We start from the raw sequence: 24272 nt of genomic DNA on the forward strand, positions 1-24272 counted from the left end.
CCCGCATCCGGGATCGGGCCGGGCTCCCTCAGTGGTCCTCCCGCTCCTTCTGCGCCAGGTGGATCACACACACCGCCACCGCGATGAGCAGGGCCGGATCCGCGTCGTCGCGCACGATGTCGACGCCGTACGTGTCCCTCAGGTGCAGCCAGCGCCGGGAGATCACCGCGAGGAGTTCACCGTCGTACTCGATGGCGAACTCGTGGTCGAGGATCTTGCCGCTGACGTCCAGCTCGGTGCCCTCGGCCAAGGACACCCGGTAGTGGTTGCGCAGCAGGGACAGCCGTTTGCGCCTGATGGTGGCAAGGCCCTCGCCGTCCCGCTCGATCACCATGGTGTCGCGCAGGGCGAGCATCTTCTGGTGGATGTCGATCAGGACGCGTCCGTGGGCGTCCTTCAGCTGGAAGGTGTCGCGCAGCCGCATGGCCTTGCCGTCGACGAGGAACACCTTCCGGCCGTGCTCGTCCTCGATCCAGTAGTCGTCACCGATGCCGAGGAGCCGGTCGCGTACGAGGAGTCTCATGCGGGTACCGTTCCCCGCCACGGCGTGATCATCACAGAGCCGGAGGAAGGCGACCGTCACGGGGACGGAAGGAGCGGGGTCGCAAGGAGCGGGGACGGAGGGAGCGGGGACCGGGGGCCGAAGCGGCGCCGGTAGTCCGACGGGCTCAGGCCCGTCTCCCGGCGCAGCCGGGCCCGCAGATTGGCCGCCGTACCCAGTCCGCTGCGCGCCGCGACGACGTCGAGGCGCTCCTCGCCCCGCTCGATCAGCCGGCACGCCAGCGCCACCCGCTCACCGGTGAGCCAGGCCAGCGGCGTCGTCCCCAGCTGGGAGCGGAAGCGGCGGTGCAGGGTGGCGGGGCTGACGGCCGCGCGGGCGGCCAGGTCCGCCACCGTCAGCGGCTCGCCCAGCCGTTGCTGCGCCCAGGCCAGCAGCGGGCCGAGCGACTCGTCGGGCACCTCGGGCACCGGACGCTCCACGAACTGCCGCTGCCCGCCGTCCCGGTGGGCGGCGAAGACGAGGCGCCGCGAGACGGCGGCCGCGAGTTCGGCGCCGTGGTCGCGCCGCCAGACGTGCAGGCCGAGGTCGAGCGCGGCGGCGCTGCCGGCGGCGGTGAGGACGTCGCCCTCGTCCACGAACAGCACGTCGGGTTCCAGCAGCACCTGGGGATGCAGCTCCCGGAAGACGTCCGCCCACATCCAGTGCGTGGTGGCCCGCCGGCCGTCGAGCAGTCCGGCCTCGGCGAGGGCGAAGCTGCCGGTGCAGAAGCTGATGACACGGGCCCCGCGCGCGTGGGTGCGCCGGATGGCGTCCAGGACGTCGGCACCGCGCGGTACGACGTTGTCGGGGCGGCCCGGTACGACGAGGGTGTCGGCCTCGTCCGCCGCCTCCAGTCCGGGCACGCCGGTCAGGGTGAAGAAGCCGTGGTTCATCCGCACCCCGCGGCCGGGCGTGCACAGCGTCACCTCGTACAGCGGCCCCTGGACGTCCAGTTCGGGCCTGGGCAGACCGAACAGTTCGGTGGCGACCCCGACCTCGAAGGGGTTGGTGCCCTCGTCGACGATCACGGCGACCCGATGCGTCCGAAGCGGACGCCGAGCCCGATGAGCGCGATGCGAACGCTGAGCCGGTTGCGGGCGCTGGTGAGAGGATTCTTGCGGCATGTGCGATTCCTAGCACTCGTACGGCGGCTGCGCCCGGCCGCACGATGAACCCATGGAACCGATCTCCGCACCCAGGCAGCCGATCTCTCTCGCGAAGGCCCTCGCCTCCTTCACCGAGCAGTGGAGCCCCCGCATCGTCACCACCGTGAACGACTACGACGTACGTGTGGCCAAGGTGGCGGGCGAACACCTCTGGCACGCCCACGACCACACCGACGAGTTCTTCCTGGTCCTCGACGGCGAACTGCACATCGGTCTGCGCGAGCCGGCCGGGGAGCGCACGGTCGTGCTGCCCAAGGGCTCGGTGTTCACCGTCCCGCGCGGGATCGAGCACAAGCCGTACGCGCGCGTACCCACCGAAATCCTCGTCCTGGAGCCCAGCGGCACCCTGTCGGTCGGCGACCGGCACGAGGAGGTGCCGGACCACGTGGACACGACCACCGGCCACACCCTGGCCTGACGGTTCATCGCAGTCCATCGGGCGTTCGGGTGTCACGCAGGTGAATTTCCGCTACGTGCACGGAAGTTGACCAACCATGGGCGGTGCCCCCGAGTCGGACGTCGCGTAAGGCTCACCACTGCCCACGCATCTTCCGGAGGACCACCCGTCATGACCCGCATACCGTCTGCACGCGCGCTGGCCCTGACTCTCGGTGCCGCCCTGGCCCTGCCCCTCACCCTCGCCGGTACGGCCGGCGCCGCCACCTCGCCGGCCACCGCCGCGGTCAACCAGTACGACTGGCAGCTCACCTACAAGGCCGCCGCCGGGCAGGCCAACAAGGCGACCGTCACCGCGTCGCCCACCGCGGACCGCAAGGGCATCACCTATGTGATCGACGACGTCGTGCGGATCAGCGCCGGCCACGACTGCGTCTACCCCGACAGCGCGGACCGCACGAAGGTCTCCTGCACGGTGACCGACGTGGACAGCCAGGACCCGTACCCCGCGCTGGTCATGGACCTCGGCGACCGCGACGACACGGTCACCTACAAGAACGCCACCGACCAGGTCTACTCCTACGCCCAGATCGCGCTCGGCGCGGGCAACGACAAGGCGACCGACTCCGGCCGTCTCGACGGCGCCTACGTCTCGGGCGACGCGGGCGACGACACCATCACGGTGGGCAAGCTGGGCCTGGCCTGGGGCGGCGACGGCAACGACACGATCAACGCGAGCGGTGGCGACAACATCGTGAAGGGCGGCAACGGCGACGACGTGCTGCGCGGCGGCGCCGGCGACCAGGACCTGTCCGGCGACGACGGCAACGACACGATCACCGGCGGCGCCGGCGCCGACACCCTCTACGGCGGCAAGGGCAACGACGCCCTGTACGGCGGCAGCGGCAACGACCGGATGTACGGCAACAGCGGCAACGACAAGCTCTACGGCGGCGCCGGCCAGGACACGCTCTCCGGCGGTCCCGGCACGGACGTGGTCCACCAGGACTGACGGCCCCGAGCCCGGCCGGGCCAGACGCCGGTCAGGGTTTTCCACAGGCACCGAAACGGCTGTCGGAGTCGGGTGGCACCCTTGGATCCATGACCGACTCCGCACCCCGACGCGTCCGCGTCCGCGCCCCCGAACTGATCGGCAAGGGCGGCTGGCTGAACACGGGCAACACCCAGTACACCCTCGCCGACCTGCGCGGACGTGTCGTCGTCCTGGATTTTTGGACCTTCTGCTGCATCAACTGCCTGCATGTCCTCGACGAGCTGCGCGAGTTGGAGGAGAAGCATCGGGACACGGTGGTGGTCATCGGTGTGCACTCTCCGAAGTTCGTGCACGAGGCGGAGCATCAGGCGGTCGTCGACGCGGTGGAGCGTTACGGCGTGGAGCATCCGGTGCTGGACGACCCGGAGCTGGCGACCTGGAAGCAGTATGCGGTGCGTGCCTGGCCGACGTTGGTCGTGATCGACCCGGAGGGGTACGTCGTCGCGCAGCACGCGGGCGAGGGGCACGCTCATGCCATCGAGCGGCTGGTGACGGAGCTGGAGGCCGAGCACGAGGCGAAGGGCACCCTGCGCCGCGGCGACGGTCCGTACGTTGCGCCGGAGCCGGAGCCGACGGCCCTGCGCTTCCCGGGCAAGGCGCTGTCGCTTCCGTCCGGGCACGTGCTGGTCAGCGATACGACCCGGCATCAGCTGGTGGAGCTGGAGGCGGACGGGGAGACGGTCGTACGGCGGATCGGCTCGGGCAGCCGGGGGTTCGCGGACGGCGGTCCGCTCGACGCTTCGTTCAGTGAGCCGCAGGGCCTCGCCCTGCTCGACGACGGCTCGGTGGTCGTGGCGGACACCGTCAACCACGCCCTGCGCCGCCTGGACCTCGCCACCGGTGCGGTGAGCACCCTGGCCGGCACCGGAAAGCAGTGGTGGCAGGGGTCGGCCACCTCCGGTCCGGCCCGCGAGGTCGACCTCTCCTCCCCGTGGGACGTCGCGCTCTTTTGCGGCAAGGTGTGGATCGCCATGGCAGGTGTCCACCAGCTGTGGACGTACGACCCCGTCACGGGCACGGTGGCGGTGGCGGCGGGCACGACCAACGAGGGCCTGGTCGACGGGCCCGGCGCGGAGGCCTGGTTCGCCCAGCCCTCCGGCCTCGCGGCCACCGCCGACCGGCTCTGGCTCGCCGACTCCGAGACGTCCGCGCTGCGCTGGGTGGACCTGGACGGACAGGTCCACACGGCGGTCGGCACCGGCCTGTTCGACTTCGGCCACCGCGACGGCGCCGCCGACCAGGCCCTGTTCCAGCACCCGCTCGGCGTCACCGCGCTGCCGGACGGCTCGGTGGCGGTCGCCGACACGTACAACCACGCCCTGCGGCGCTACGACCCGGCGACCGGCGAGGTCACGACTCTCGCGACCGATCTGCGCGAGCCCAGCGACGCCGTCCTCGACGGCGCGGACATCGTGGTCGTGGAGTCGGCCCGGCACCGGCTGACCCGGCTGCGGCTGCCCGAGGAGGCGGTGAGCGTGGAGTCGGTCGCCCATCGCACCCGGCGCGCGGCGACCGAGGTCGCCCCGGGCCGCCTGCGCCTGGACGTGATCTTCCAGGCCCCGGCCGGCCAGAAGCTGGACACCAGGTACGGCCCCTCGACCCGGCTGCTGGTCTCCGCCACCCCGCCGGAGCTGCTGATCGAGGGTGAGGGCGCGGACCCGGACCTGAGCCGCGAGCTGGAGCTGAACCCGGCGGTCACGGAAGGCGTGCTGCACGTCTCGGCGATGGCGGCCTCCTGCGACGACGATCCGGCCAACCCGTATCCCGCCTGCCATGTCCACCAACAGGACTGGGGTGTTCCGCTCCGGCTCACCGAGGGTGCGACGGATCGGCTGCCGCTGGTGCTGGCCGGGATGGACGAGTAGGCCTGCGTCGGGCCGGGGGGCTACGTCGGTGCGTCGCCGCCCGGCCGGTCGCGCGGTCGCCCGCGCCCCCCGGGGTGCTGCCGCGCCCCAGGGGGGCGCGGACCCATCGGACAGGCCCTAGCCCTGCAGGAACGCCACCAGCGCGTTCGCCAGGAGGAACGGGTCGTCGGCGCCGCACAGTTCGCGGACGCTGTGCATGGACAGGATCGCGACGCCGATGTCGACCGTGCGGATGCCGTGCCGGGCCGCGGTGATGGGGCCGATCGTCGTGCCGCACGGCATGGAGTTGTTGGAGACGAAGGTCTGGAACGGGACGTCGGCCTTCTCGCAGGCGGCGGCGAAGACCGCGCGTCCCGAACCGTCCGTGGCGTAGCGGTTGTTGACGTTGACCTTGAGGATCGGGCCGCCGTTGACGCGCGGGTGGTGCGTCGGGTCGTGCCGCTCCGCGTAGTTGGGGTGGACGGCATGGCCCGTGTCGGAGGACAGGCACACCGTGCCGGCGAAGGCGCGGGCCCGGTCCTCGTACGAGCCGCCGCGGGCGAACACCGAGCGCTCCAGGACGGTTCCGAGCAGCGGGCCGTCCGCGCCGGTGTCCGACTGGGAGCCGTTCTCCTCGTGGTCGAAGGCGGCGAGCACGGGGATCCGGGTGAGCGGTGCGCCGGAGGTCGCGACGGCGGCCAGCGCGGCCGTGGCCGCGTGCACCGACAGCAGGTTGTCCATCCGCGGGCCGGCGACCAGGTCCCGGTCCCGGCCGAGGTAGGCCGGGGCCTCCACGGGGTGGGTCATCAGGTCCCAGCCGGTGACCGAGCCGGCCGCGAGCCCGGCTTCCTGCTCCAGGAAGGCGATCAGATCGCCGTCGCGCACATCGTCGCCGAGACCCCAGATCGGCTGCAGATGGCGCTGCTTGTCGAGCTTGAGCCCCTCGGTGCTGACCGAGCGGTCCAGGTGGATGGCGAGCTGGGGCACGCGCAGCAGGGGCCGGTCCACACCGACCAGCACCGTGGAGCCGTCGCGCAGGCTCAGCCGGCCGGCCAGGCCCAGATCGCGGTCGAGCCAGGAGTTCATCAGCGGGCCGCCGTAGATCTCGACGGCGACCTGACGCCAGCCGTGCGCCCCGCTGTCGGGCCGCGGCTTGATCCGCAGGTTCGGGGAGTCGGTGTGGGCGCCGACGATGTGGAACGGCGTGTGCGCCTCGGCGCCCTCGGGGACGTACCAGGCGACGATCGCGCCGCCGCGCAGCACGTACTTGCCGCCGCTCGAGGCGTCCCAGGCGTCCGTCTCCGCGACCTGCCGGAAACCTGCCTTCTCCAGCCGCTCGGCGGCATTGGCCACCGCGTGGTACGGCGACGGGCTGGCCGCCAGGAAGGACATCAGGTCGTCGGTGTGGCCGCGGTCGAAGCGGGGAGGTGCGCTCATGGCATTCACCTTAACGACGTGCGCGAGCCCGCTCCCGGAAAGGAGCGGGCCCGCACATGGAATCCACAAGGATCTTCCATGGCCGAGGATCTTCCAGGGCCGGGGATCTTCTAGAACGCGGCCTCGTCCAGCTCCATCAGGTCCAGCTCGACGCCCTCGGCGACCTTGCGGGCGAGCGTGACGCCCGGCAGGACGTTCGCAGCGAAGAACTTCGCCGCGGCGATCTTGCCGGTGTAGAACGCCTGGTCCTTCGCGGAGCCGGCCGCGCCCTTCTCCGTGAGCTTCTCGGCGGCGATCGCGGCGCCCTTCAGCAGGAGGTAGCCGACGACGACGTCACCGGAGGCCAGCAGCAGGCGGCTGGTGTTCAGGCCCACCTTGTAGATGTTCTTGGTGTCCTGCTCGGTGGCCGCGAGGTCGGTCAGCATCAGGCCGACGATCGCCTCCAGCTCCACGGCCGCCTTGGCCAGGTGCTCACGGGCGCCGGCCAGCTCCTCGCCGCCGGTGCCGAGCGCCAGGAACTTCTTGATGTCCTCGGCGAGGGAGTTCAGCGCGGCGCCCTGGTTGCGGACGATCTTCCGGAAGAAGAAGTCCTGGCCCTGGATCGCGGTGGTGCCCTCGTACAGGGTGTCGATCTTGGAGTCCCGGATGTACTGCTCGATCGGGTACTCCTGCAGGAAGCCGGAGCCGCCGAAGGTCTGCAGCGACTGGGCCAGCTGCTCGTAGCCCTTCTCGGAGCCGTAGCCCTTGACGATCGGCAGCAGCAGGTCGTTCAGCGCGTGCTCGGCGGAGGCGTCCTCGTCGGCCGCCTCCTTGACCTGGATCGCGTCCTGGACGGAGGCGGTGTACAGCACCAGGGCGCGCATGCCCTCCGCGTACGCCTTCTGCGTCATCAGCGAGCGGCGCACGTCCGGGTGGTGGGTGATGGTGACCTTGGGGGCGGTCTTGTCCAGGAAGTTCGCCAGGTCGGGGCCCTGGACGCGCTCCTTGGCGTACTCCAGCGCGTTCAGGTAGCCCGTGGACAGCGTGGAGATCGCCTTCGTGCCGACCATCATGCGGGCGAACTCGATGATGCGGAACATCTGGCGGATGCCCTCGTGCTTGTCGCCGATGAGCCAGCCCTTGGCGGGGTGCTGGTCGCCGAAGGTCATCTCGCAGGTGTTGGAGGCCTTCAGGCCCATCTTGTGCTCGACGTTGGTGGCGTAGACGCCGTTGCGCTCGCCCAGCTCGCCGGTCTCGAAGTCGAACTCGTACTTCGGCACGAGGAAGAGGGACAGGCCCTTGGTGCCGGCGCCGGCGCCCTCGGGACGCGCGAGCACGTAGTGGAGGATGTTCTCCGACATGTCGTGCTCACCGGAGGTGATGAAGCGCTTCACGCCCTCGATGTGCCAGGAGCCGTCCTCCTGCTGGATCGCCTTGGTGCGGCCGGCGCCCACGTCGGAGCCCGCGTCGGGCTCGGTGAGCACCATCGTGGAGCCCCACTGCTTCTCCACGGCGATCGAGGCGATGTGCTTCTGGACCTCGTTGCCCTCCTCGAAGAGGATGCCGGCGAACGCCGGGCCCGAGGAGTACATCCACACGGCCGGGTTGGCGCCCAGGATCAGCTCGGCGTAGGCCCAGATCAGGGAGCGGGGCGAGGTGGTGCCGCCGATCTCCTCGGGCAGGCCGAGCCGCCAGTACTCGGAGTCCATGAAGGCCTGGTAGCTCTTCTTGAAGGACGCCGGGACCGGCGCGGTGTTGGTCTCCGGGTCGAAGACCGGCGGGTTGCGGTCGGCGTCGGTGAAGGACTCGGCCAGCTCGTTCTCCGAGAGGCGGGTCATCTCCTCCAGGATGCTCGTGGCGGTGTCGACGTCCATCTCCTCGAAGGGGCCGGTGCCGTACACCTTGTCGCGCCCCAGTACTTCGAAGAGGTTGAACTCGATGTCGCGGAGATTCGGCTTGTAGTGCCCCATGACGACGGCTCCGTAGAGAGATCGGCGAGGCACTGGCTCCTCGCACTTAGTTCACGTACCAACAAGTAGCTACGATGATGCTACCCGTCGGTAATAAGACGCAACCCCTATCGGCCCGAGTGTGAGAAGGGTCTACTCCGCAGGGGTCCTGCCGCTCCGTCCCTGTGCCGCGCCGGGCCTCGGTACGCTTGCGCCCATGTACGGATACGGCCAGTCCATGGACGGCGGCGCCGCGCAGCAGCAGTACGCCCCGCCGCAGCAGCCGGGCGGTGTCGGCGGGTACGGCCAGCCGCCGCCGCTCTACCCGGAGCCGTCCCCGCCCTCGCTCGCGGACGCGGTGCGCGCCTTCACCACCGGGCAGATGTCCGCCGAGGACTTCCAGCAGATCTTCGCCACGTCGAAGGTGTACTGCCCGCGCGGCGACACCCCCGGCTTCCTCGCCCTGCACAACACCCAGCAGCCGGTGATCCCGATGTTCACCTCGCTCAAGGAGCTGCGCCGGTACGCGGGCAAGGAGTCCAAGTACTTCGTGATCACCGGCGCGGAGGTGATCGACCTGCTGCCCACCGGCTACGGCTTCGTCCTGGACATGGAGGGCGAGCACCGGATGGTGTTCGACGCGAAGGCGGTCGAGCAGATGGTCGACTTCGCGATGCGGCGGATGTACGGCTGATCCGCGGGCTCCTGACAGTGAGCCGATCGAGGGCCCGGAGGGAATTCTCTCCGGGCCCGTCGTGTTGGGGGTGGCAGAAAGTTCAACGCTCAACTAAAGTGGGCGCACAAGGAGGTACCGACCATGCCTGCAGTGACCGTCGAGAACCCGCTGACGCTCCCCCGGGTGACCGCTCCCGCCGATGTCGTGGCACGTCCCGTGCTGACCGTCACGACCGCTCCGAGCGGTTTCGAGGGTGAGGGTTTCCCGGTGCGCCGGGCGTTCGCGGGGATCAACTACCGCCACCTCGACCCGTTCATCATGATGGACCAGATGGGTGAGGTGGAGTACGCGCCGGGCGAGCCCAAGGGCACCCCCTGGCACCCGCACCGGGGCTTCGAGACCGTCACCTACATCATCGACGGGATCTTCGACCACCAGGACTCGCAGGGCGGTGGCGGCACCATCACCAACGGCGACACCCAGTGGATGACCGCGGGCTCCGGCCTGCTGCACATCGAGGCCCCGCCGGAGTCCCTCGTCATGTCCGGCGGTCTCTTCCACGGCCTGCAGCTGTGGGTGAACCTCCCGGCCAAGGACAAGATGATGGCCCCGCGCTACCAGGACATCCGCGGCGGCAACGTCCAGCTGCTGACGACGCCGGACGGCGGTGCGCTGCTGCGCGTCATCGCGGGCGAGCTGGACGGGCACCAGGGCCCCGGCATCACCCACACCCCGATCACGATGATCCACGCGACCGTCGCCCCGGGCGCCGAGGTCACCCTGCCCTGGCGCGAGGACTTCAACGGCCTGGCCTATGTGCTCGCGGGCCGCGGCAGCGTCGGCGCGCAGCGCCGGCCGATCCACCTCGGCCAGACCGCCGTCTTCGGCGCCGGGTCCTCGCTGACCGTCCGCGCGGACGAGAAGCAGGACTCGCACACGCCGGACCTGGAGGTCGTCCTCCTCGGCGGACAGCCCATCCGTGAGCCCATGGCCCACTACGGCCCGTTCGTCATGAACACCAAGGACGAACTGATGCAGGCCTTCGAGGACTTCCAGAAGGGCCGCCTGGGGACCATCCCGGCGGTGCACGGGATGACCGAGGGCGGCCCGCAGGGGCAGTAGGCCCGCAGGCTGGTTGAGACGAGGCCCCGTCCGGCATCCGGACGGGGCCTCGTGTGTGCCGGGGGAGAGCCGGGGCAAGACGGCACGCCGACACGGATGGACCAACTCCGCAAGGCGTCGCACCGGACGGGCCCATAGCGTCGCAAGTGCGCTACTCGTTCCAGTGCGCGCATGAGTGGTCGCTCTTGGTGGTCGACACCTCGCACACAACCAGTTCAGGAGACACATATGAGCAGCATCCGCAGGGCCGTGGCGTGCACGGCGGCAAGCGTCCTCCTCTCCGTCGGCGGCCTCGCGCTGGCCGCCCCCGCCCAGGCCGACGACCAGGCGCCGACGGCTTCCGTCCAGCAGAGCGCGCCCTCGGGCCTCCTCGGCAACGGCGAACAGGCCAGCTGCGGCCTCCTGGGCCTGGGTTGCATCCTGCACGGGCTCCTCGGCATCCTCTGAGGAAACTCGCCGGCACCGATCAGCCGACGCATGAGCGGCCGCCTCGCACCGAGGCGGCCGCTCACGCCTGTGCGGGCGCACCGAGCGGCCCCCGCCACGACGCGGCAACGGGCCTCACCCGCCCGGCCCGTACGCCAGGACATCAGCCGGCGCCCGTGATCGGCTGGACGTGTGCAGCTGTTGCCCGATCCCGTACGCCGTGTCGCCGCCTGGTGCGCCGTGCTGCTGCTCGTCGCCGGGGTGGGATGGGTCGCGGTGCGGCTGTGCGGAGAGTTCCGTACGGCCGTCACCCCGGTGCTGCTCGCCCTGCTCGGGACCGCGCTGCTCGGTCCGCTGCACCGGCGGCTCGTACGGACCGGTGTGCAGGCGTCGGTGTCGGCCGGGCTCACCTGCGTCGCCGTCCTGACCGTCGTCGGCGGTGCCGTGTACATCGTGGTCGCCGCGCTCATCGACACCGGCGACCAGATCATCGCCTCGCTCCGCAACGCCGCCAAGGCCGTCTCCCAGCACTTCGGGGCCGCCGGCACCGGACTGGACGACCTCGCCGCCAACTCCCGCAAGCTGCTGAGCAGGTTCGGCGGCACGGCCGCGTCCAACGTCATCAGCGGGGTCAGCGTCGTCGGCGAGAGCATCGCGATGGCGGTGCTCGCCCTGCTGCTCGTCTTCTTCTTCCTGCGCGACTCACACCGGGCCGTCGAGACCATCCGGTCCATCGCGCCCGGCGGCACCGCCGACACCCTGGAGGCCATCGCGCGGCGCGCCTTCGAGGCGGTGGAGGGGTTCATGCGCGGGACGACCCTCATCGCGTTCATCGACGCCGTGTGCATCACCGTCGGCCTGCTGATCCTTCAGGTGCCCGGCGCGATCGGGCTCGGCGCGCTCGTCTTCGTCGGCGCCTACATCCCCTACCTCGGCGCCTTCATCTCCGGCGCGGTGGCCGTCCTCGTCGCCCTCGCCGACCGCGGCTTCGTCATCGGGCTGTGGGCGCTCGGGGTGGTGCTCGCCGTGCAGGTGCTGGAGGGGCATGTGCTGCAGCCGGTCATCCAGAGCCGGACCGTGCAGATGCACCCGGCCGTGGTGATGCTCGCCATCACCGCCGGCGCCTCCGTAGCGGGCATCCTCGGCATGCTCCTCGCCGTACCGCTGACCGCGGCCGGCTTCGGGGTCGTACAGGAGCTGCGGACCCGCTACGCGGCGCCCTCCGACGGCTCGTCCTGCGGATCCTCGTCGTCCGCCGCGCCGCCCTCCGACGCGCCTTCCGGTTCGTAGAGCTCGAACCAGATGCTCTTGCCCTCGCCGCGCGGGTCCACCCCCCAGGCGTCCGCGAGCAGCTCGATCAGCATCAGGCCGCGTCCGGAGGAGGCCAGTTCGCCGGGCCGGCGCCGGTGCGGGAGGTCGTCGCCCACGTCGGTGACCTCCACCCGCAGCCGCCGCGCGCCCACCTCGCCGGCCACCTCGGCGAGCAGCAGCGCGTCGGCGTCGGTGTGCACCAGGACGTTGGTGACCATCTCGGAGACCAGCAGCACCGCCGAGTCGACCTGCTCGCAGGCGGCCCAGTCGTGCAGCAGCTCGCGCAGATGCCGGCGGGCCTCGGCGATCCGGTCCGGCTCGTCCTGCGCCACCGACAGCAGGGTGCGCCGCACCTGCGGTCGTACCGTCGCCGTGGCGCCGTAGCCGCGGCCGTCTCCCGGGCGGCAGAGCAGCACCAGGGCGATGTCGTCCTCGCGCCGGTCGGTCAGCGGGCCGACGGTGTGGTGCGAGGACGGCCCGTGCACACCCTGCACCAGCGCGTCGGCCAGCGACTCCAGATCGTCCTCGTCGTCTCGCGGATGGGCCTCGAGGATCGCGCGCAGCCGGCGCCAGCCGCTCTCCAGATCGTGCCCGCCCGTCTCGATCAAGCCGTCGGTGCACAGCGTCAGCGTCTCGCCGGCCTCCAGGGTGAACCGGGTCGTCGGATAGTCCGCGTCCGGGTCGATGCCGAGCGGCAGCCCGCCCGCCGTCAGCCGCTTCATCACCGTGCCGTCGGCCATCCGGATCACGGGGTCCGGGTGTCCGGCACGGGCGACCTCCAGCAGGCCGGTCTCCGGGTCGGCCTCCACATAGACGCAGGTCGCGAAGCGGAGGTCGGTCAGCTCGTCGTCGTGTGTGATGCCGTGCAGAAACCGCGAGGCGCGGGAGAGCACGGCGTCCGGGCGGTGGCCCTCACTGGCGTAGGCGCGCAGGGCGATGCGCAGCTGGCCCATGAGGCCCGCGGCCCGTACGTCATGGCCCTGTACGTCGCCGATGACCAGCGCGAAGCGGCCGGACGGCAGCGGGATCATGTCGTACCAGTCGCCCCCGACCTGGAGGCCGCCGCCGGTCGGGATGTACCGGGCGGCCACCTGCATCCCGGGGATCTCCGGGCCGAGCGAGGGCAGCATGGAGCGCTGCAGGCCCTCGGTCAGCTCCCGCTCGGAGGCGGTGGCCTCCGCCCGGGACAGCGCCTGGGCGAGCATCCGGGCCACCGTCGCGAGGACGGCGCGCTCGTCGGGGGTGAAGGCGACCGGATAGGTGAAGGCGGCCATCCAGGCGCCCATCGTGCGGCCGGCCACCGTCAGCGGCAGAAAGGCCCAGGAGCTGCGGCCGAAGCGCCGGGCGAGCGGCCAGGCCGCCGGGTAGCGGGCCCGGTACTCCTCGGGGGAGGACAGATACACCGCGCGGCCCGTGCGGGAGACCTGGGCCGCCGGATAGTCGGTGGTCAGCGCCATGTTCGAGAACGGGCCCAGATCGCCGGGCTGGTGTCCGTGCTGGCCGATGATCGTCAGCCGGTCGCCCGCCACACCGAACACCACCAGGCCGTCCGGGGAGAACCCCGGCATCGACAGCCCGCCGGCCACCCGCAGCACCTCTTCCGTGGACCGCGCCTCCGCGAGCGCCCGGCCCGCGTCCAGCAAGAACGCCTCCCGCGAGCGCCGCCAGTCGCCGGTGACCGCGCTGCGGGCGGCCTGCGTGCCCGGGGTGGGTTCGGTGACCTCTTGGAGGGTGCCGATCAGCTGGTAGGCCTGTCGCTCGGGGTCGTAGGCGGGTTTCGAGCGGCTGCGGACCACTCGCAGGATGTTGCCCCGCTCGTCCATGATCCGGATGCGCACCTCCGCGAGCGTGCCCTCGGCGACCGCCAGCGGGATCACTCCGGTGATCTCGTTCCAGTCGACCGGGTGCAGCCGGGCCCGGGTCTGGGCCTCGGTGAGAGTGGTCGCCTCCTCGGGCAGCCCGAGCAGTCGCGCCGCCTCCGCGTCCACGGTGACCAGTCCGGCAGCGGTGTCCCAGTGCCACAGTCCGGTAGCGAGGGCGGCGAGGACGTCCCCGACGGACGGGAGAGGCTCGCCTGTACGCATTGCCCCACTTTAGGAAGATGTGGGCGGCGACTGCCACCGTAGGAAAGGAGGATCCTGCCCACCCGTGTATACGGAGGATCCTCCAGCGGGAGCGCGGGAAACGGTGGAGAGCCGATCTTTGGGTGCCCGGTACCCTTGATGGGTCCGGGCCCCGTGCCCGTTCTCGCCGGGGAGAGCACCCCCGCCGCAGACCCACACACGAAGGACGATGAACGACGATGCATCGGTACAGGTCCCACACCTGCGGCCAGCTCCGCGCCTCTGACGTCGACACCGACGTCCGGCTGAGCGGCTGGCTGCACAATCGGCGCGACCTGGGCGGCATCCTCTTCATCGATCTGCGCGACCACTACGGCATCACGCAGCTCGTCGCCCGCCCCGGCACGCCCGCGTACGAGGCCCTGGACAAGACCTCCAAGGAGTCCACGGTCCGCGTCGACGGTCGCGTTGTTTCACGTGGAACCGAGAACGTGAACGCCGATCTGCCGACCGGTGAGATCGAGGTCGAGGTCGCCGAGGTCGAGCTGCTGGGCGCCGCCGCCCCGCTCCCCTTCACCATCAACGCCGAGGACGGGGTCAACGAGGAGCGGCGCCTTGAGTACCGCTTCCTGGACCTGCGCCGCGAGCGCATGCACCGCAACATCATGCTGCGCACGGCGGTCATCTCGGCGATCCGCCACAAGATGACCGCGCTCGGCTTCAACGAGATGGCGACGCCGATCCTGTCCGCGACCTCCCCCGAGGGCGCCCGCGACTTCGTCGTCCCCTCCCGTCTGAACCCGGGCAAGTTCTACGCCCTGCCGCAGGCCCCGCAGCAGTTCAAGCAGCTGCTGATGATCTCCGGCTTCGACCGCTACTTCCAGATCGCGCCCTGCTTCCGCGACGAGGACGCCCGCGCCGACCGCTCGCCGGGCGAGTTCTACCAGCTCGACGTCGAGATGAGCTTCGTCGAGCAGGAGGACGTCTTCCAGCCGATCGAGCAGCTGATGACCGAGCTGTTCGAGGAGTTCGGCAACGGCCGCCATGTCACCTCCCCCTTCCCGCGGATCCCGTTCCGCGAGGCGATGCTGAAGTACGGCTCCGACAAGCCGGACCTGCGCGCCAAGCTGGAGCTGGTGGACATCACCGATGTCTTCGAGGGCTCGGAGTTCAAGGCCTTCGCCGGCAAGCACGTGCGCGCCCTGCCGGTGCCGGACGTCTCCGCGCAGCCCCGCAAGTTCTTCGACCAGCTCGGCGACTTCGCCGTCTCGCTGGGCGCGAAGGGCCTGGCCTGGGTCCGCGTCGGCGAGGACGGCGCGCTGTCCGGCCCGATCGCGAAGTTCCTCACCGAGGAGAACGTCGCCGAGCTGACCAAGCGCCTCTCGCTCGCCCCCGGCCACGCGATCTTCTTCGGCGCGGGTGAGTTCGACGAGGTCTCCAAGATCATGGGCGCGGTCCGCGTCGAGGCCGCCAAGCGTGCCGGCCACTTCGAGGAGAACGTCTTCCGCTTCTGCTGGATCGTCGACTTCCCGATGTACGAGAAGGACGAGGAGACCGGCACGATCGACTTCTCGCACAACCCCTTCTCGATGCCGCAGGGCGGCCTGGAGGCACTGGAGACCCAGGACCCGCTGGACATCCTGGGCTGGCAGTACGACATCGTGTGCAACGGCGTCGAGCTGTCCTCCGGCGCGATCCGGAACCACGAGCCGGACATCATGCTCAAGGCCTTCGAGATCGCGGGTTACGACCGTGAGACCGTCGAGGAGAAGTTCGCGGGCATGCTCCGCGCGTTCCGCTTCGGCGCCCCGCCGCACGGCGGCATCGCCCCCGGCGTGGACCGCATCGTCATGCTCCTCGCGGACGAGCCCAACATCCGCGAGACGATCTCCTTCCCGCTCAACGGCAACGCCCAGGATCTGATGATGGGCGCCCCGACCGAGCTGGAGGAGACCCGCCTGCGCGAGCTGCACCTGAACATCAGGAAGCCGCAGCCGAAGTAGGCAGGCGCACGGCGGGTGGCTCAGCCGCCCCGAGCACCGTCGCCGCTGCCGTCGTCCTCGTCGTCGTCCTCGCGGTCGTCGTCATGGCTGTCGGGGGACGCGCCGTCCTCCAGCAGCCGCTCGGCGATGTCGTCGGACCACTCCTGGGCCCAGGTGCGCAGGGCGCCGACCTGGGCCTCGTCCAGCCCGTACCGGACGAAGTCCAGGACGGAGTAGAAGTCCGTGCCGGTCAGCCGGGACTGAAGGGTCGGCAGGTCGAAGGGGTCGTGGGCGTGACGGCGGCCCAGTTCCTCCAGTTCGGGCAGTGAGAACCGGGCCGCGGCGGCCCGCGCGTCGATCAGGTCGACGGCCGTGCCCCGGTCGTACAGCGCCCGGATCTTCGTACCGACGGCGTCCTCGAGGGAGAGCGCCGGACCGTACCCGGTCAGCTCCGGAGGCTGCCAGAACGCCTCCTTGTGGAGCGCGAGGGTGCAGGGTTCGCCGGTCGGCGGGTCGGCGACCGACAGCTGGGCGGTGAGCGCCGTGACGGCGGCGATCCGCACCTGGCGCCCCCGTGCCTCCAGGGTGGCGCCGACGGCATGGGCGATCCGGTCCATGGGCTCGGGGCTCTCGCCGGCGAAGTCGACGTTCGTGTGCGGTCGTTGGACCAGGCCGTGCGCCTGGAGGGCGTAGCCCCCGGCGAGGACCAGCCCGTAGGGGCCGCCCGCGGTGACGACGTCCGCGACAAGCCGCCGGTGGGGTTCGGGGAGGTTCACGACATCGGTACTTTGCCAGAAATTCTTTTCGGCTCGCCGTCACACGCCCGGACTCCGCGGTGTCAGAGAAGTGTCCGAGTCCGCATGCGTCTCTTCGGGAGCTTCTCATGCACATCGCCCATGTCGTCGTCACCCTGCTCGCCGCGCTGATGGCCGGATTCTCCGGGGTCGTGCTGCTGATGCGGGCCGAGTGGATCGTGAAGGCACTGACCGACTACTCGGTCCCGCAGGGGTGGTGGACCCTGCTGGGGGTGGCCAAGGCCGCCGGGGCCGTGGGACTGGTGGTCGGGCTGTTCGTGCCGGTCATCGGCGTGCTGGCCGGGATCGGGCTGGTGGTCTACTTCCTCGGCGCCGCCGTCACCGTGGCACGGGCCCGCTGGTACTCGCACATCCCGTTCCCGCTCGTCTACGCCGCACCGGTGGTCGGTGCGCTCGTCCTCGGGTTCGCGGGCTGAGCGGGAGGAGTCCGCGACACCCACCTGCGCCTGACCGCGCCGGGGCGACTACGGGAAGACGCTCTCCGGCGGTCGGCGCAGGAGATAGCCCGGAACCGGCCCGATGCTCTCGTCGCCGAGCCGCCCGGTGTCCGACCACTTGCGAGCCTCGACCGGCGCCAGCAGGGACTCCATGGTGCACGACCACGCGCGGCACACGGCGCGCAGGAGGAATCCCTGCAGGTTGCTCGACTGGCGCCACCACAGCTTTTGCCAGGTCAACTTGGTGTGATGACGCGCGGATTCATAGGCGCGGTCGCGGTTCTCCACGTCCGGGAAGACCTGATCCAACGGCGCGGAGGGATAGCGCGAGCAGACGAGGACCCAGTTGTCGGGCAGTTGCACGGAATCTCCCGATGTGTACTGGAAGAGCTCCGGGGGCCGGGAGCCCCAGGCCAGGGACGGCCCGGTGAAGGCCACGAACACCTCCTCCCGCTGCTCGGCCCAGCCGACCGCGTCGGACGCCCGGAGCAGGCCGTCTGCCGTGAGGGCGAAGGCCACGTCACCGGGCAGGTCCTGGTATGCGCCGTACAGCGTGCCGGCCAGCTCGAGTTGCAGCGAGTCGTCCAGCAGCCCGGCGTCGCGCAGATGTTGTTCCTGACCCCGCAACCACTGGCGTACCTGCTCCTGGTCGGCGGCCAGATCCGCCTTGTCCCGCGAGGCACGGTTCGGCACCCCCGCGAGATAGCCCGCGAAGGCCTGTGACTGGTCGGCGAGGAAACCGTTGACCGTGACGATCCCCGCGTAGAAGCGCGGTCCCTGGTAGTGCAGATCGTTCCACAGCGAGGCCAGGCCGATGCGCCGGCCCTGTTCGTCCAGCAGCTCGGTGGCCCGGCCGGCGAAGGCCTCCCGCGTCTGGAGGCGCTGCTTCTCGTCCCCGGCGCTCCAGTAGTCGGTGGCGGCCGGCGGATAGAGGCGGTCGAAGACCTCGTCCGGCGTCCCGGAGGCCAGGGAGAAGCAGGGCAGGACAGCCGGTTGCGTCGCGTCGAGTTCCCAGACATGGATGGGCACGGCGTTCTCCAGGACCAGCCGGCGCACCAGTTGGTCGAGCAGATCGTCCTCCGTGTAGTAGAGGAGGCCCCGCACGTCGTTGGGGCTCTTCTTCAGGGTGACGCGCACCGTCGTGCCTTCCGGGACCCAGCCCTGGGTGGACAGGGGGGTCAGCAGAGGGCGGTGGGACGGACCGTCGAAGGCGAGCCGGCGGGCGTCCTGGAGGGAGGCGTCGTAGCGGCGGGTGATCAGCTCCACCTGGTCGCCGAGCAGGAAGACGGAGAAGAAGCCGATGCCGAACCGCCCCTTGGGCGTGAACCCGCCGTCGGCCAGACCGGGAAGCCGGTTGCGCACGGTGGTGGAACTCCATCCGCTGTTCCCGAAGTCGAGCAGGCCGTGGATGAGGGTCTCCTCGTCCATGCCGAGGCCGTTGTCGCGGACCTCCAGGCACCGGGAACCGTCGGTCCCGGTCAGCCGGACCTCGATGCGCCCGTCCGTGAATCCCGGTTGCAGGGCTTGGCGGGCCAGCACGGCGTCCTGCGCGTTCTGGATCAGTTCGCGTACGGCGACCTCGGGCTGGTCGCCGTACAGCTGCTCTCCCCCCAGGTTCTTGACCAGGGCGGGAACGTCGGAGACCTTGATGGTCGCGTCGATGGGCCGCCACCCCTCGACACGGAAGTGCTGGGCGAACCGCTCCGGCGCGTCGACCCCCGCGACCGCGCGGGCTGCGAGCCGCTTCTCGCGGTGGTCGTGCAGAAGCGCGTCGACCGCTTTCAGTTCTCGGTCGATCGCGCGCAGATAGTCGAGGGCCAGCCACCAAGAACCGGCTTCCTCGGGCGGAAACCGTCGCATCGAGTCGTATTTGATCCGGTCGCCGTCCAGGACGGGGCGGCTGATGTGCAACTGGAAGCGCCAGTGCTTGCGGGAGAAGCCCTGCGGATCGCGCAGGGAGAACAGGAACGCCGGAGCACGCCGGTTGTCGATCTGGGTGGCGTCGGCGAGTCGCAGGATGCAGGCCAGCTTGAGCTTCTCGATGGTCCACTCGCCCGGCAGTCCGGGGAGCGGGCCGCTCTCGTGCCGGAATTCCTCGGCGAGCCGGTCCACCGGCCACCAGTGGCTGGCCGCGAGGTCCCCGACCAGCGGGCCGTAGAACTCGCGCAGCCGGCCGTCCTCGATGAGGTGGATGTCATGGCCGGTGCTGGACCTCCAGGCCTGGTCCACCAGGCGGCGCGCCTGCTCCGCGTGTGTCTCGCGGATGGCGGTCGTCCGGCACTCCGTGGCGATCTCGGCGGGCGGATCGTCCAACTCGTGCGGCTCCGGCCAGCATCCCTTGCGGCGGTAGTAGGCCATCGACACGAGGTCGTGCCACCGCGCCTCGCCCAGGGTGTCCCGCACGCTCGTCTGGTACGCCGCCTCCCCCATCGCGGCGTCGTGCAGCACGAAGGCGCACCCGAGGACGTATGCCTCGGCCGGATTCAGGGTGACCTCGTGGCCGCACACGAGGTCGGCTGTCTCCCACAGGGCGTCCACGTGGCTGATGTCGTGCACCGTGAAGTCGGGCATGCTGCGGGCGTTCTCCCCGAGGAGCACTGTCGCGTTCCTGCGCAGGTCCAGGTACGACGTGCGCAGTTGCTCGCGCTGCTCGGTGTGGGCGTCACCCTTCGTACGCGCGGCCAGGGTGCTCCGCCACAGGAAGGTGCTCTGATAGCCGTGCTCGGGCACCGGGGACGATCACCTCATCGCGGGAAGCAGGAGGAGTCCGGCCAGAACCCACATCGTGATCACCGAGACGAGGATGAAGAGCAGTACGTACGTCTCGTACCAGCGCACGAAGTTGCCGGGGCGGGGACGCTTGCGGAAGCCGGGGCCGATCAGCTCGTCGGTGATGTCGCACTCTTCGTGGCGGTAGTCGAGCCAGGCCAGGACTCCGACGACGATCAAGGTGCAGGTGAACGCGGCGGCCACGGTGGTCAGGGTGAGCAACCCGACCACGCCGCCGCGTGCGGTGGCCGCGGGGATGTCCCACTTCCGGAATCCCACGAAGAGGGCGAGGGCACCGCTCACGAGGGCGGTGGCGAGCGTCTGGTAGAGGGCGAGGAAGCGGTGGGCGTTCTCGTTCACCGCGTGGATCTGCTGCAGGATGTAGCGGTACCGCTCTAACGCGAACTCCCTGCGGACCGCTGCCGGTTCAGGCCCCGGCGCCCCTGTCGTCGTCATCGTCCCCCACCCGTTCCGACCCGTCATCAGCATAGGTAAGACACCGCCCGGCTGCACCCGGTGCTGACGACTTGCTCGGTGGGGGGCTACTGTTCCTGGCCGCCGAAGCGGGTCTTGTAGTTGTCCAGGTCCTCGTCCGTCAGCTTGGCGAACAGGACCGGCGGGACGGTGAAGGCGGTGCCGGACGGGACGGAGGTCAGGGACTTGGCCTCGTCCGCGGTGACCCAGGCGGCGGTGTCGTCGCCGAGGGCGAAGGCCTCGCGCATCGCCTTGGCCGTGGCCGGGATCAGCGGCTCGGAGACCACCGCGTACAGGTGGATCAGGTTCATCGCCGTACGCAGTGTGAGGGCCGCGGCGTCCTTGTCGGTCTTGATCTGGAGCCAGGGGGCCTTCTCCTCCAGGTAGGAGTTGCCGGCCGACCACAGGGCGCGCAGGGCCGCGGCGGCCTTGCGGAACTGCAGCGACTCCATGTGGCCCTCGTACTCGGCGAGGAGTTCGGCGATCTGCTCGCCGAGCCTGGTCTCGGCCTCGCCGGGGGTGCCGCCGACCGGGACCTCGTCGCCGAAGCGCTTCTTGGAGAAGGACAGCACGCGGTTGACGAAGTTGCCGAGGGTGTCGGCGAGGTCCTTGTTGACCGTGGCGGTGAAGTGCTCCCAGGTGAAGGAGGAGTCGTCCGACTCGGGCGCGTTGGCGATGAGGAAGTAGCGCCAGTAGTCCGCCGGGAGGATCTCCAGGGCCTGGTCGGTGAAGACGCCCCGCTTCTGGCTCGTGGAGAACTTGCCGCCGTAGTACGTCAGCCAGTTGAAGGCCTTGACGTAGTCGACCATCTTCCAGGGCTCGCGGATGCCGAGTTCCGTGGCCGGGAACATCACCGTGTGGAAGGGGACGTTGTCCTTGGCCATGAACTCGGTGTACCGGACGGGGTTCTCGCCCTGGTCCGCCTCGTACCACCAGGACTTCCAGTCGCGGTTCTCCGGGTCCTGGTCGGACCACTCCTTCGTCGCGCCGATGTACTCGATCGGGGCGTCGAACCAGACGTAGAAGACCTTGCCCTCGGCGGCCAGCTCCGGCCAGGTGTCGGCCGGGACCGGGACGCCCCAGTCCAGGTCGCGGGTGATCGCGCGGTCGTGCAGGCCCTCGGTCAGCCACTTGTGGGCGATGGAGGAGGCCAGCTGCGGCCAGTCCTTGTCGTGCCGGGCGACCCACTCGCGGACCTCGCTCTCCAGCTTCGACTGCAGCAGGAAGAGGTGCTTGGTCTCGCGGACCTCCAGGTCCGTGGAGCCGGAGATCGCCGAGCGCGGGTTGATCAGGTCGGTCGGGTCCAGGACGCGGGTGCAGTTCTCGCACTGGTCGCCGCGGGCCTTGTCGTAGCCGCAGTGCGGGCAGGTGCCCTCGACGTAGCGGTCCGGGAGGAAGCGGCCGTCCGCCGGGGAGTACACCTGGCGGATCGAGCGCTCCTCGATGAAGCCGTTCTCGTGCAGCTTGCGGGCGAAGTGCTGGGTGATCTCGCGGTTCTGCGCGGAGGAGCTGCGGCCGAAGTAGTCGAAGGCCAGCGCGAAGCCGTCGTAGACCGCCTTCTGCGCGTCGTGCGCCTGGCCGCAGAACACGTCGACGGGCAGACCCCGCTCCTTCGCGGCCAGCTCGGCGGGGGTGCCGTGCTCGTCCGTCGCGCAGATGTACAGGACGTCGTGGCCGCGCTGGCGGAGGTAGCGGGAGTACACGTCCGCCGGGAGCATGGACCCCACCATGTTGCCCAGGTGCTTGATCCCGTTGATGTACGGAAGGGCGCTGGTGATGAGGTGTCGAGCCATCGTGGCTGCTCCCAGGTCGCTGCTTTTTCTGCGGTTTCGAACCTTGAAATCGTAGCCGACAGGGGTGGGCCGCCCGCTTCCCGTTTTACGGAGTGGGAAGGGGCGGCCCGGGTGTCACGAAGGGTTACTGTCCGTCACGGGCGCCAGGTGGCGAGTACGCCCTCGTACAGCTCGGCGTCCGTCAGCTCGCGGGGGGTGGGGCCCGCGTGGAAGAAGGACGTGTTGCCGGTCTTCAGCCTGCGGAGGTAGTCGAAGGCCTTGTTGTCGTGCTCACCGAAGGCGACGAAGGAGAAGAACACCGACGGGTGGCGATCGGCGGCCTCGGTCAGGGCCTGGGTGGCGGGGGTCTTCGCGTCCGGGGCGCCGTCGGTCTGGAACACCACGAGGGCGGGGGCGGCGGGGCTCGCGTCCTTCTCGTACTGCTCGTAGTGGGCGAGTACGGCCTCTACGGCGGCGTGGTAGCTGGTACGGCCCATGCGGCCGAGGCCCGCGTGGGCGTCGTCGATCTTCGTCTCGTGGTCCGGGGTGAGGGTGAGGTCGGTGGTGCCGTCCACTTCCGTGGAGAAGAAGACGACGTGGACCGTGGCCTCGGGGTCCAGGTGGGCGGCGAGGGCGAGGGTCTGGTCGGCGAGGGCCTGGGCGGAGCCGTCCTTGTAGTACGCGCGCATGCTCGCGGAGCGGTCCAGCACGAGGTAGAGCTTGGCGCGGGCGCCGGTGAGGTCGGTCTTCTTGAGGGCGGTCGCGGCGGCGCGGTACGCGGTGGCGAGGGCCGGGGTGCGGGACTTGACCTTGGGGAGGGAGGTGGCGGGTGCCGGGGCCGGGGCCTGCGGCGCGGGGGCCGGGTCCGGGTCCGCCTCGGCTTCGCCTTCGGCGGCGGTGTTCCCACCCGCACCACCCGTGCGGGTCTCGTCGTCGGGTGCGGGTGGCCCCTGAGGGGCGTCCTCGCCGTCGGCGGCCTCCGGCGTGGCGGATGTCTCGGCCTCGGCCTCCGGCGTGGGCGGCGCCTCGGCCTCGGCCTCCGGCTCGGTCTGCGTGTTCGCCTCGGTGTCTACCGGGGTCGGTGCGACAGCCTCTTTGTGAATCTCGGTCGGCTGTGCGTCGTCGGACTCTTGCTCGGCAGTCGGCTCGACCGTTCCCTGGTCCTGCTCGTCGACTTCCGGCTCGGGCTGCTCCTCGGTCGTGGCCGCCGCCTCGGTCTGAGTCTCGGCCTCGGCCGTCTCCTCCGGCTGTGCCTCTGCCGTGGCGGCCACCTCGGGCTGGGGCTCGGTTTCAGTGCTCTTCTCGGGGCGGGTCTCTGCCGTGGCCGCTGCCTCGGGCTGTCCCTCGGCCTCAGCCCCCTCCTCGGAGTCCGCCTCGGCGGTAGCCGCCACCTCGGGCTGTGCCTGTGCCGTGGCCGCCGCCTCGGGCTGTCCCTCGGCCTCAGCCTCGTCCTCGGAGTCCGCCTCGGCGGTGGCCGCCACCTCGGGCTGCGCCTCTGCCGTGGCCGCCGCCTCGGGCTGTCCCTCGGCCTCAGCCTCGTCCTCGGTGGAGGTCTTGGCTTCAGCGACCGTCTCGGTCGAGGGCTCGGGCTCAGCCCCCTCCTCGGTGGAGGTCTCGGCCGCAGCCCTGTCCTCGGTCGAGGTCTCGGGCTCGGTGACCGTCTCGGTGGAGGTCTTGGCCTCGGTGACCGTCTCGGTCGGGGGTGCCGTCGGTGTCGGCTCGGTGGTGGTCTCGGGGTTTTCCGTGGGGTGGGGGATGGTGACGTTGTCGAAGGCCGCTGCCACCAGGTCGTGTTCGTCCGGGGAGGAGCGGCGGGGTTCGGGGACGGTGGGGGTCGGCTCCGTGGTGGGGGGAGTCGAGGGGGTGGGGTCGGCCGTGGCGGAGGCGTCCGGGGCGGGAGCAGCCGTGCCGGAGGGGGCCGGAGGCGTGTCGGTGGTGGGGGGTGTCGGCTCGGGGGTGGTCGGCTGCGCCGGAAGGCGGTCCGCACCCTCTGCCTCGGCGGCACGTGCCTTGCGTGAGCGGCCGAATGCGTTCCGCAGGAGAGTGAGAATGCCCATAT

Annotated in this window: 19 protein-coding genes; 9 read left to right on the forward strand and 10 right to left on the reverse strand. The window is 70.6% G+C overall.

Annotated elements, in window-relative coordinates; all coding sequences use genetic code 11:
- Positions 1 to 28: 28 nt before the first annotated feature.
- Positions 29 to 523 (reverse strand): LURP-one-related/scramblase family protein, encoded by a 495-nt coding sequence (locus AQI95_RS01520; protein WP_067115936.1) that lies wholly within the window; start codon positions 521 to 523, stop codon positions 29 to 31.
- A gap of 56 nt (positions 524 to 579) precedes the next feature.
- Positions 580 to 1665, reverse strand: coding sequence for a GlxA family transcriptional regulator (locus tag AQI95_RS01525; RefSeq protein WP_079070980.1), 1086 nt, complete (start codon positions 1663 to 1665; stop codon positions 580 to 582).
- 52 nt (positions 1666 to 1717) lie between these two features.
- Between AQI95_RS01525 and AQI95_RS01530 the strand changes: the two genes are divergently transcribed.
- The 3 genes from AQI95_RS01530 (at position 1718) to AQI95_RS01540 (ending at position 5022) form a co-directional block, all read left to right on the forward strand.
- Positions 1718 to 2125 (forward strand): cupin domain-containing protein, encoded by a 408-nt coding sequence (locus AQI95_RS01530; RefSeq protein WP_067115942.1) that lies wholly within the window; start codon positions 1718 to 1720, stop codon positions 2123 to 2125.
- Between the two features lie 150 nt (positions 2126 to 2275).
- On the forward strand, positions 2276 to 3115 hold the full coding sequence (locus AQI95_RS01535) for a calcium-binding protein (protein ID WP_067115945.1): 840 nt from the start codon (positions 2276 to 2278) through the stop codon (positions 3113 to 3115).
- A gap of 89 nt (positions 3116 to 3204) precedes the next feature.
- Positions 3205 to 5022, forward strand: a complete 1818-nt coding sequence (locus AQI95_RS01540) for a thioredoxin-like domain-containing protein (protein WP_067115948.1) — start codon at positions 3205 to 3207, stop codon at positions 5020 to 5022.
- A gap of 117 nt (positions 5023 to 5139) precedes the next feature.
- Here AQI95_RS01540 and AQI95_RS01545 read toward each other — a convergent pair whose 3' ends face one another.
- Both AQI95_RS01545 and AQI95_RS01550 read right to left on the reverse strand, forming a co-directional pair.
- The gene (locus AQI95_RS01545) at positions 5140 to 6438 is read right to left on the reverse strand and encodes a M18 family aminopeptidase (RefSeq protein WP_067115951.1); all 1299 of its coding nucleotides are present in this window, start codon (positions 6436 to 6438) and stop codon (positions 5140 to 5142) included.
- A 110-nt stretch (positions 6439 to 6548) separates the two neighbouring features.
- Positions 6549 to 8387: an acyl-CoA dehydrogenase gene (locus AQI95_RS01550; protein WP_067115954.1), complete on the reverse strand. Its 1839-nt coding sequence runs from the start codon at positions 8385 to 8387 to the stop codon at positions 6549 to 6551.
- A 196-nt stretch (positions 8388 to 8583) separates the two neighbouring features.
- Here AQI95_RS01550 and AQI95_RS01555 point away from each other — a divergent pair, with 196 nt between their 5' ends.
- The 4 genes from AQI95_RS01555 (at position 8584) to AQI95_RS01570 (ending at position 11880) form a co-directional block, all read left to right on the forward strand.
- Positions 8584 to 9060 (forward strand): SseB family protein, encoded by a 477-nt coding sequence (locus AQI95_RS01555; RefSeq protein ID WP_067115957.1) that lies wholly within the window; start codon positions 8584 to 8586, stop codon positions 9058 to 9060.
- Between the two features lie 123 nt (positions 9061 to 9183).
- Entirely contained in the window at positions 9184 to 10164 is a 981-nt protein-coding gene (locus AQI95_RS01560) for a pirin family protein (RefSeq protein ID WP_067115960.1), read from the forward strand.
- Positions 10165 to 10392: 228 nt separating this feature from the next.
- Entirely contained in the window at positions 10393 to 10611 is a 219-nt protein-coding gene (locus AQI95_RS01565; protein ID WP_067115963.1) for a hypothetical protein, read from the forward strand.
- Between the two features lie 171 nt (positions 10612 to 10782).
- Positions 10783 to 11880: an AI-2E family transporter gene (locus tag AQI95_RS01570; RefSeq protein ID WP_067115966.1), complete on the forward strand. Its 1098-nt coding sequence runs from the start codon at positions 10783 to 10785 to the stop codon at positions 11878 to 11880.
- Here AQI95_RS01570 and AQI95_RS01575 read toward each other — a convergent pair.
- The gene (locus tag AQI95_RS01575) at positions 11799 to 13985 is read right to left on the reverse strand and encodes a SpoIIE family protein phosphatase (protein ID WP_067115969.1); all 2187 of its coding nucleotides are present in this window, start codon (positions 13983 to 13985) and stop codon (positions 11799 to 11801) included. The genes AQI95_RS01570 and AQI95_RS01575 overlap by 82 nt on opposite strands.
- A 218-nt stretch (positions 13986 to 14203) precedes the next feature.
- On the opposite strand from AQI95_RS01575, the gene aspS reads away from it, so the two are divergent.
- Entirely contained in the window at positions 14204 to 15967 is a 1764-nt protein-coding gene (aspS, locus tag AQI95_RS01580) for an aspartate--tRNA ligase (RefSeq protein WP_067115972.1), read from the forward strand.
- A 20-nt stretch (positions 15968 to 15987) separates the two neighbouring features.
- On the opposite strand, the gene AQI95_RS01585 is transcribed toward aspS, so the two are convergent.
- A complete protein-coding gene (locus AQI95_RS01585; RefSeq protein ID WP_067115975.1) occupies positions 15988 to 16722 on the reverse strand; it encodes a nucleotidyl transferase AbiEii/AbiGii toxin family protein in 735 nt (244 codons plus the stop codon).
- Positions 16723 to 16829: 107 nt separating this feature from the next.
- Here AQI95_RS01585 and AQI95_RS01590 point away from each other — a divergent pair, with 107 nt between their 5' ends.
- The gene (locus AQI95_RS01590; protein ID WP_067115978.1) at positions 16830 to 17177 is read left to right on the forward strand and encodes a DoxX family protein; all 348 of its coding nucleotides are present in this window, start codon (positions 16830 to 16832) and stop codon (positions 17175 to 17177) included.
- A 48-nt stretch (positions 17178 to 17225) separates the two neighbouring features.
- Here AQI95_RS01590 and AQI95_RS01595 read toward each other — a convergent pair whose 3' ends face one another.
- The 4 genes from AQI95_RS01595 to AQI95_RS01610 form a co-directional block, all read right to left on the reverse strand.
- Positions 17226 to 19928: an HD domain-containing protein gene (locus AQI95_RS01595; RefSeq protein WP_067115981.1), complete on the reverse strand. Its 2703-nt coding sequence runs from the start codon at positions 19926 to 19928 to the stop codon at positions 17226 to 17228.
- Positions 19929 to 19937: 9 nt separating this feature from the next.
- The gene (locus AQI95_RS01600; RefSeq protein WP_079070981.1) at positions 19938 to 20423 is read right to left on the reverse strand and encodes a hypothetical protein; all 486 of its coding nucleotides are present in this window, start codon (positions 20421 to 20423) and stop codon (positions 19938 to 19940) included.
- 86 nt (positions 20424 to 20509) lie between these two features.
- Entirely contained in the window at positions 20510 to 22234 is a 1725-nt protein-coding gene (gene metG, locus AQI95_RS01605) for a methionine--tRNA ligase (protein ID WP_067115984.1), read from the reverse strand.
- Positions 22235 to 22368: 134 nt separating this feature from the next.
- Positions 22369 to 24270, reverse strand: a complete 1902-nt coding sequence (locus AQI95_RS01610; protein WP_079070982.1) for a VWA domain-containing protein — start codon at positions 24268 to 24270, stop codon at positions 22369 to 22371.
- Between the last annotated feature and the right edge of the window lie 2 nt (positions 24271 to 24272).

This window comes from Streptomyces yokosukanensis (genome assembly GCF_001514035.1).
In the GTDB taxonomy this organism is placed as follows: Bacteria; Actinomycetota; Actinomycetes; order Streptomycetales; family Streptomycetaceae; genus Streptomyces; species Streptomyces yokosukanensis.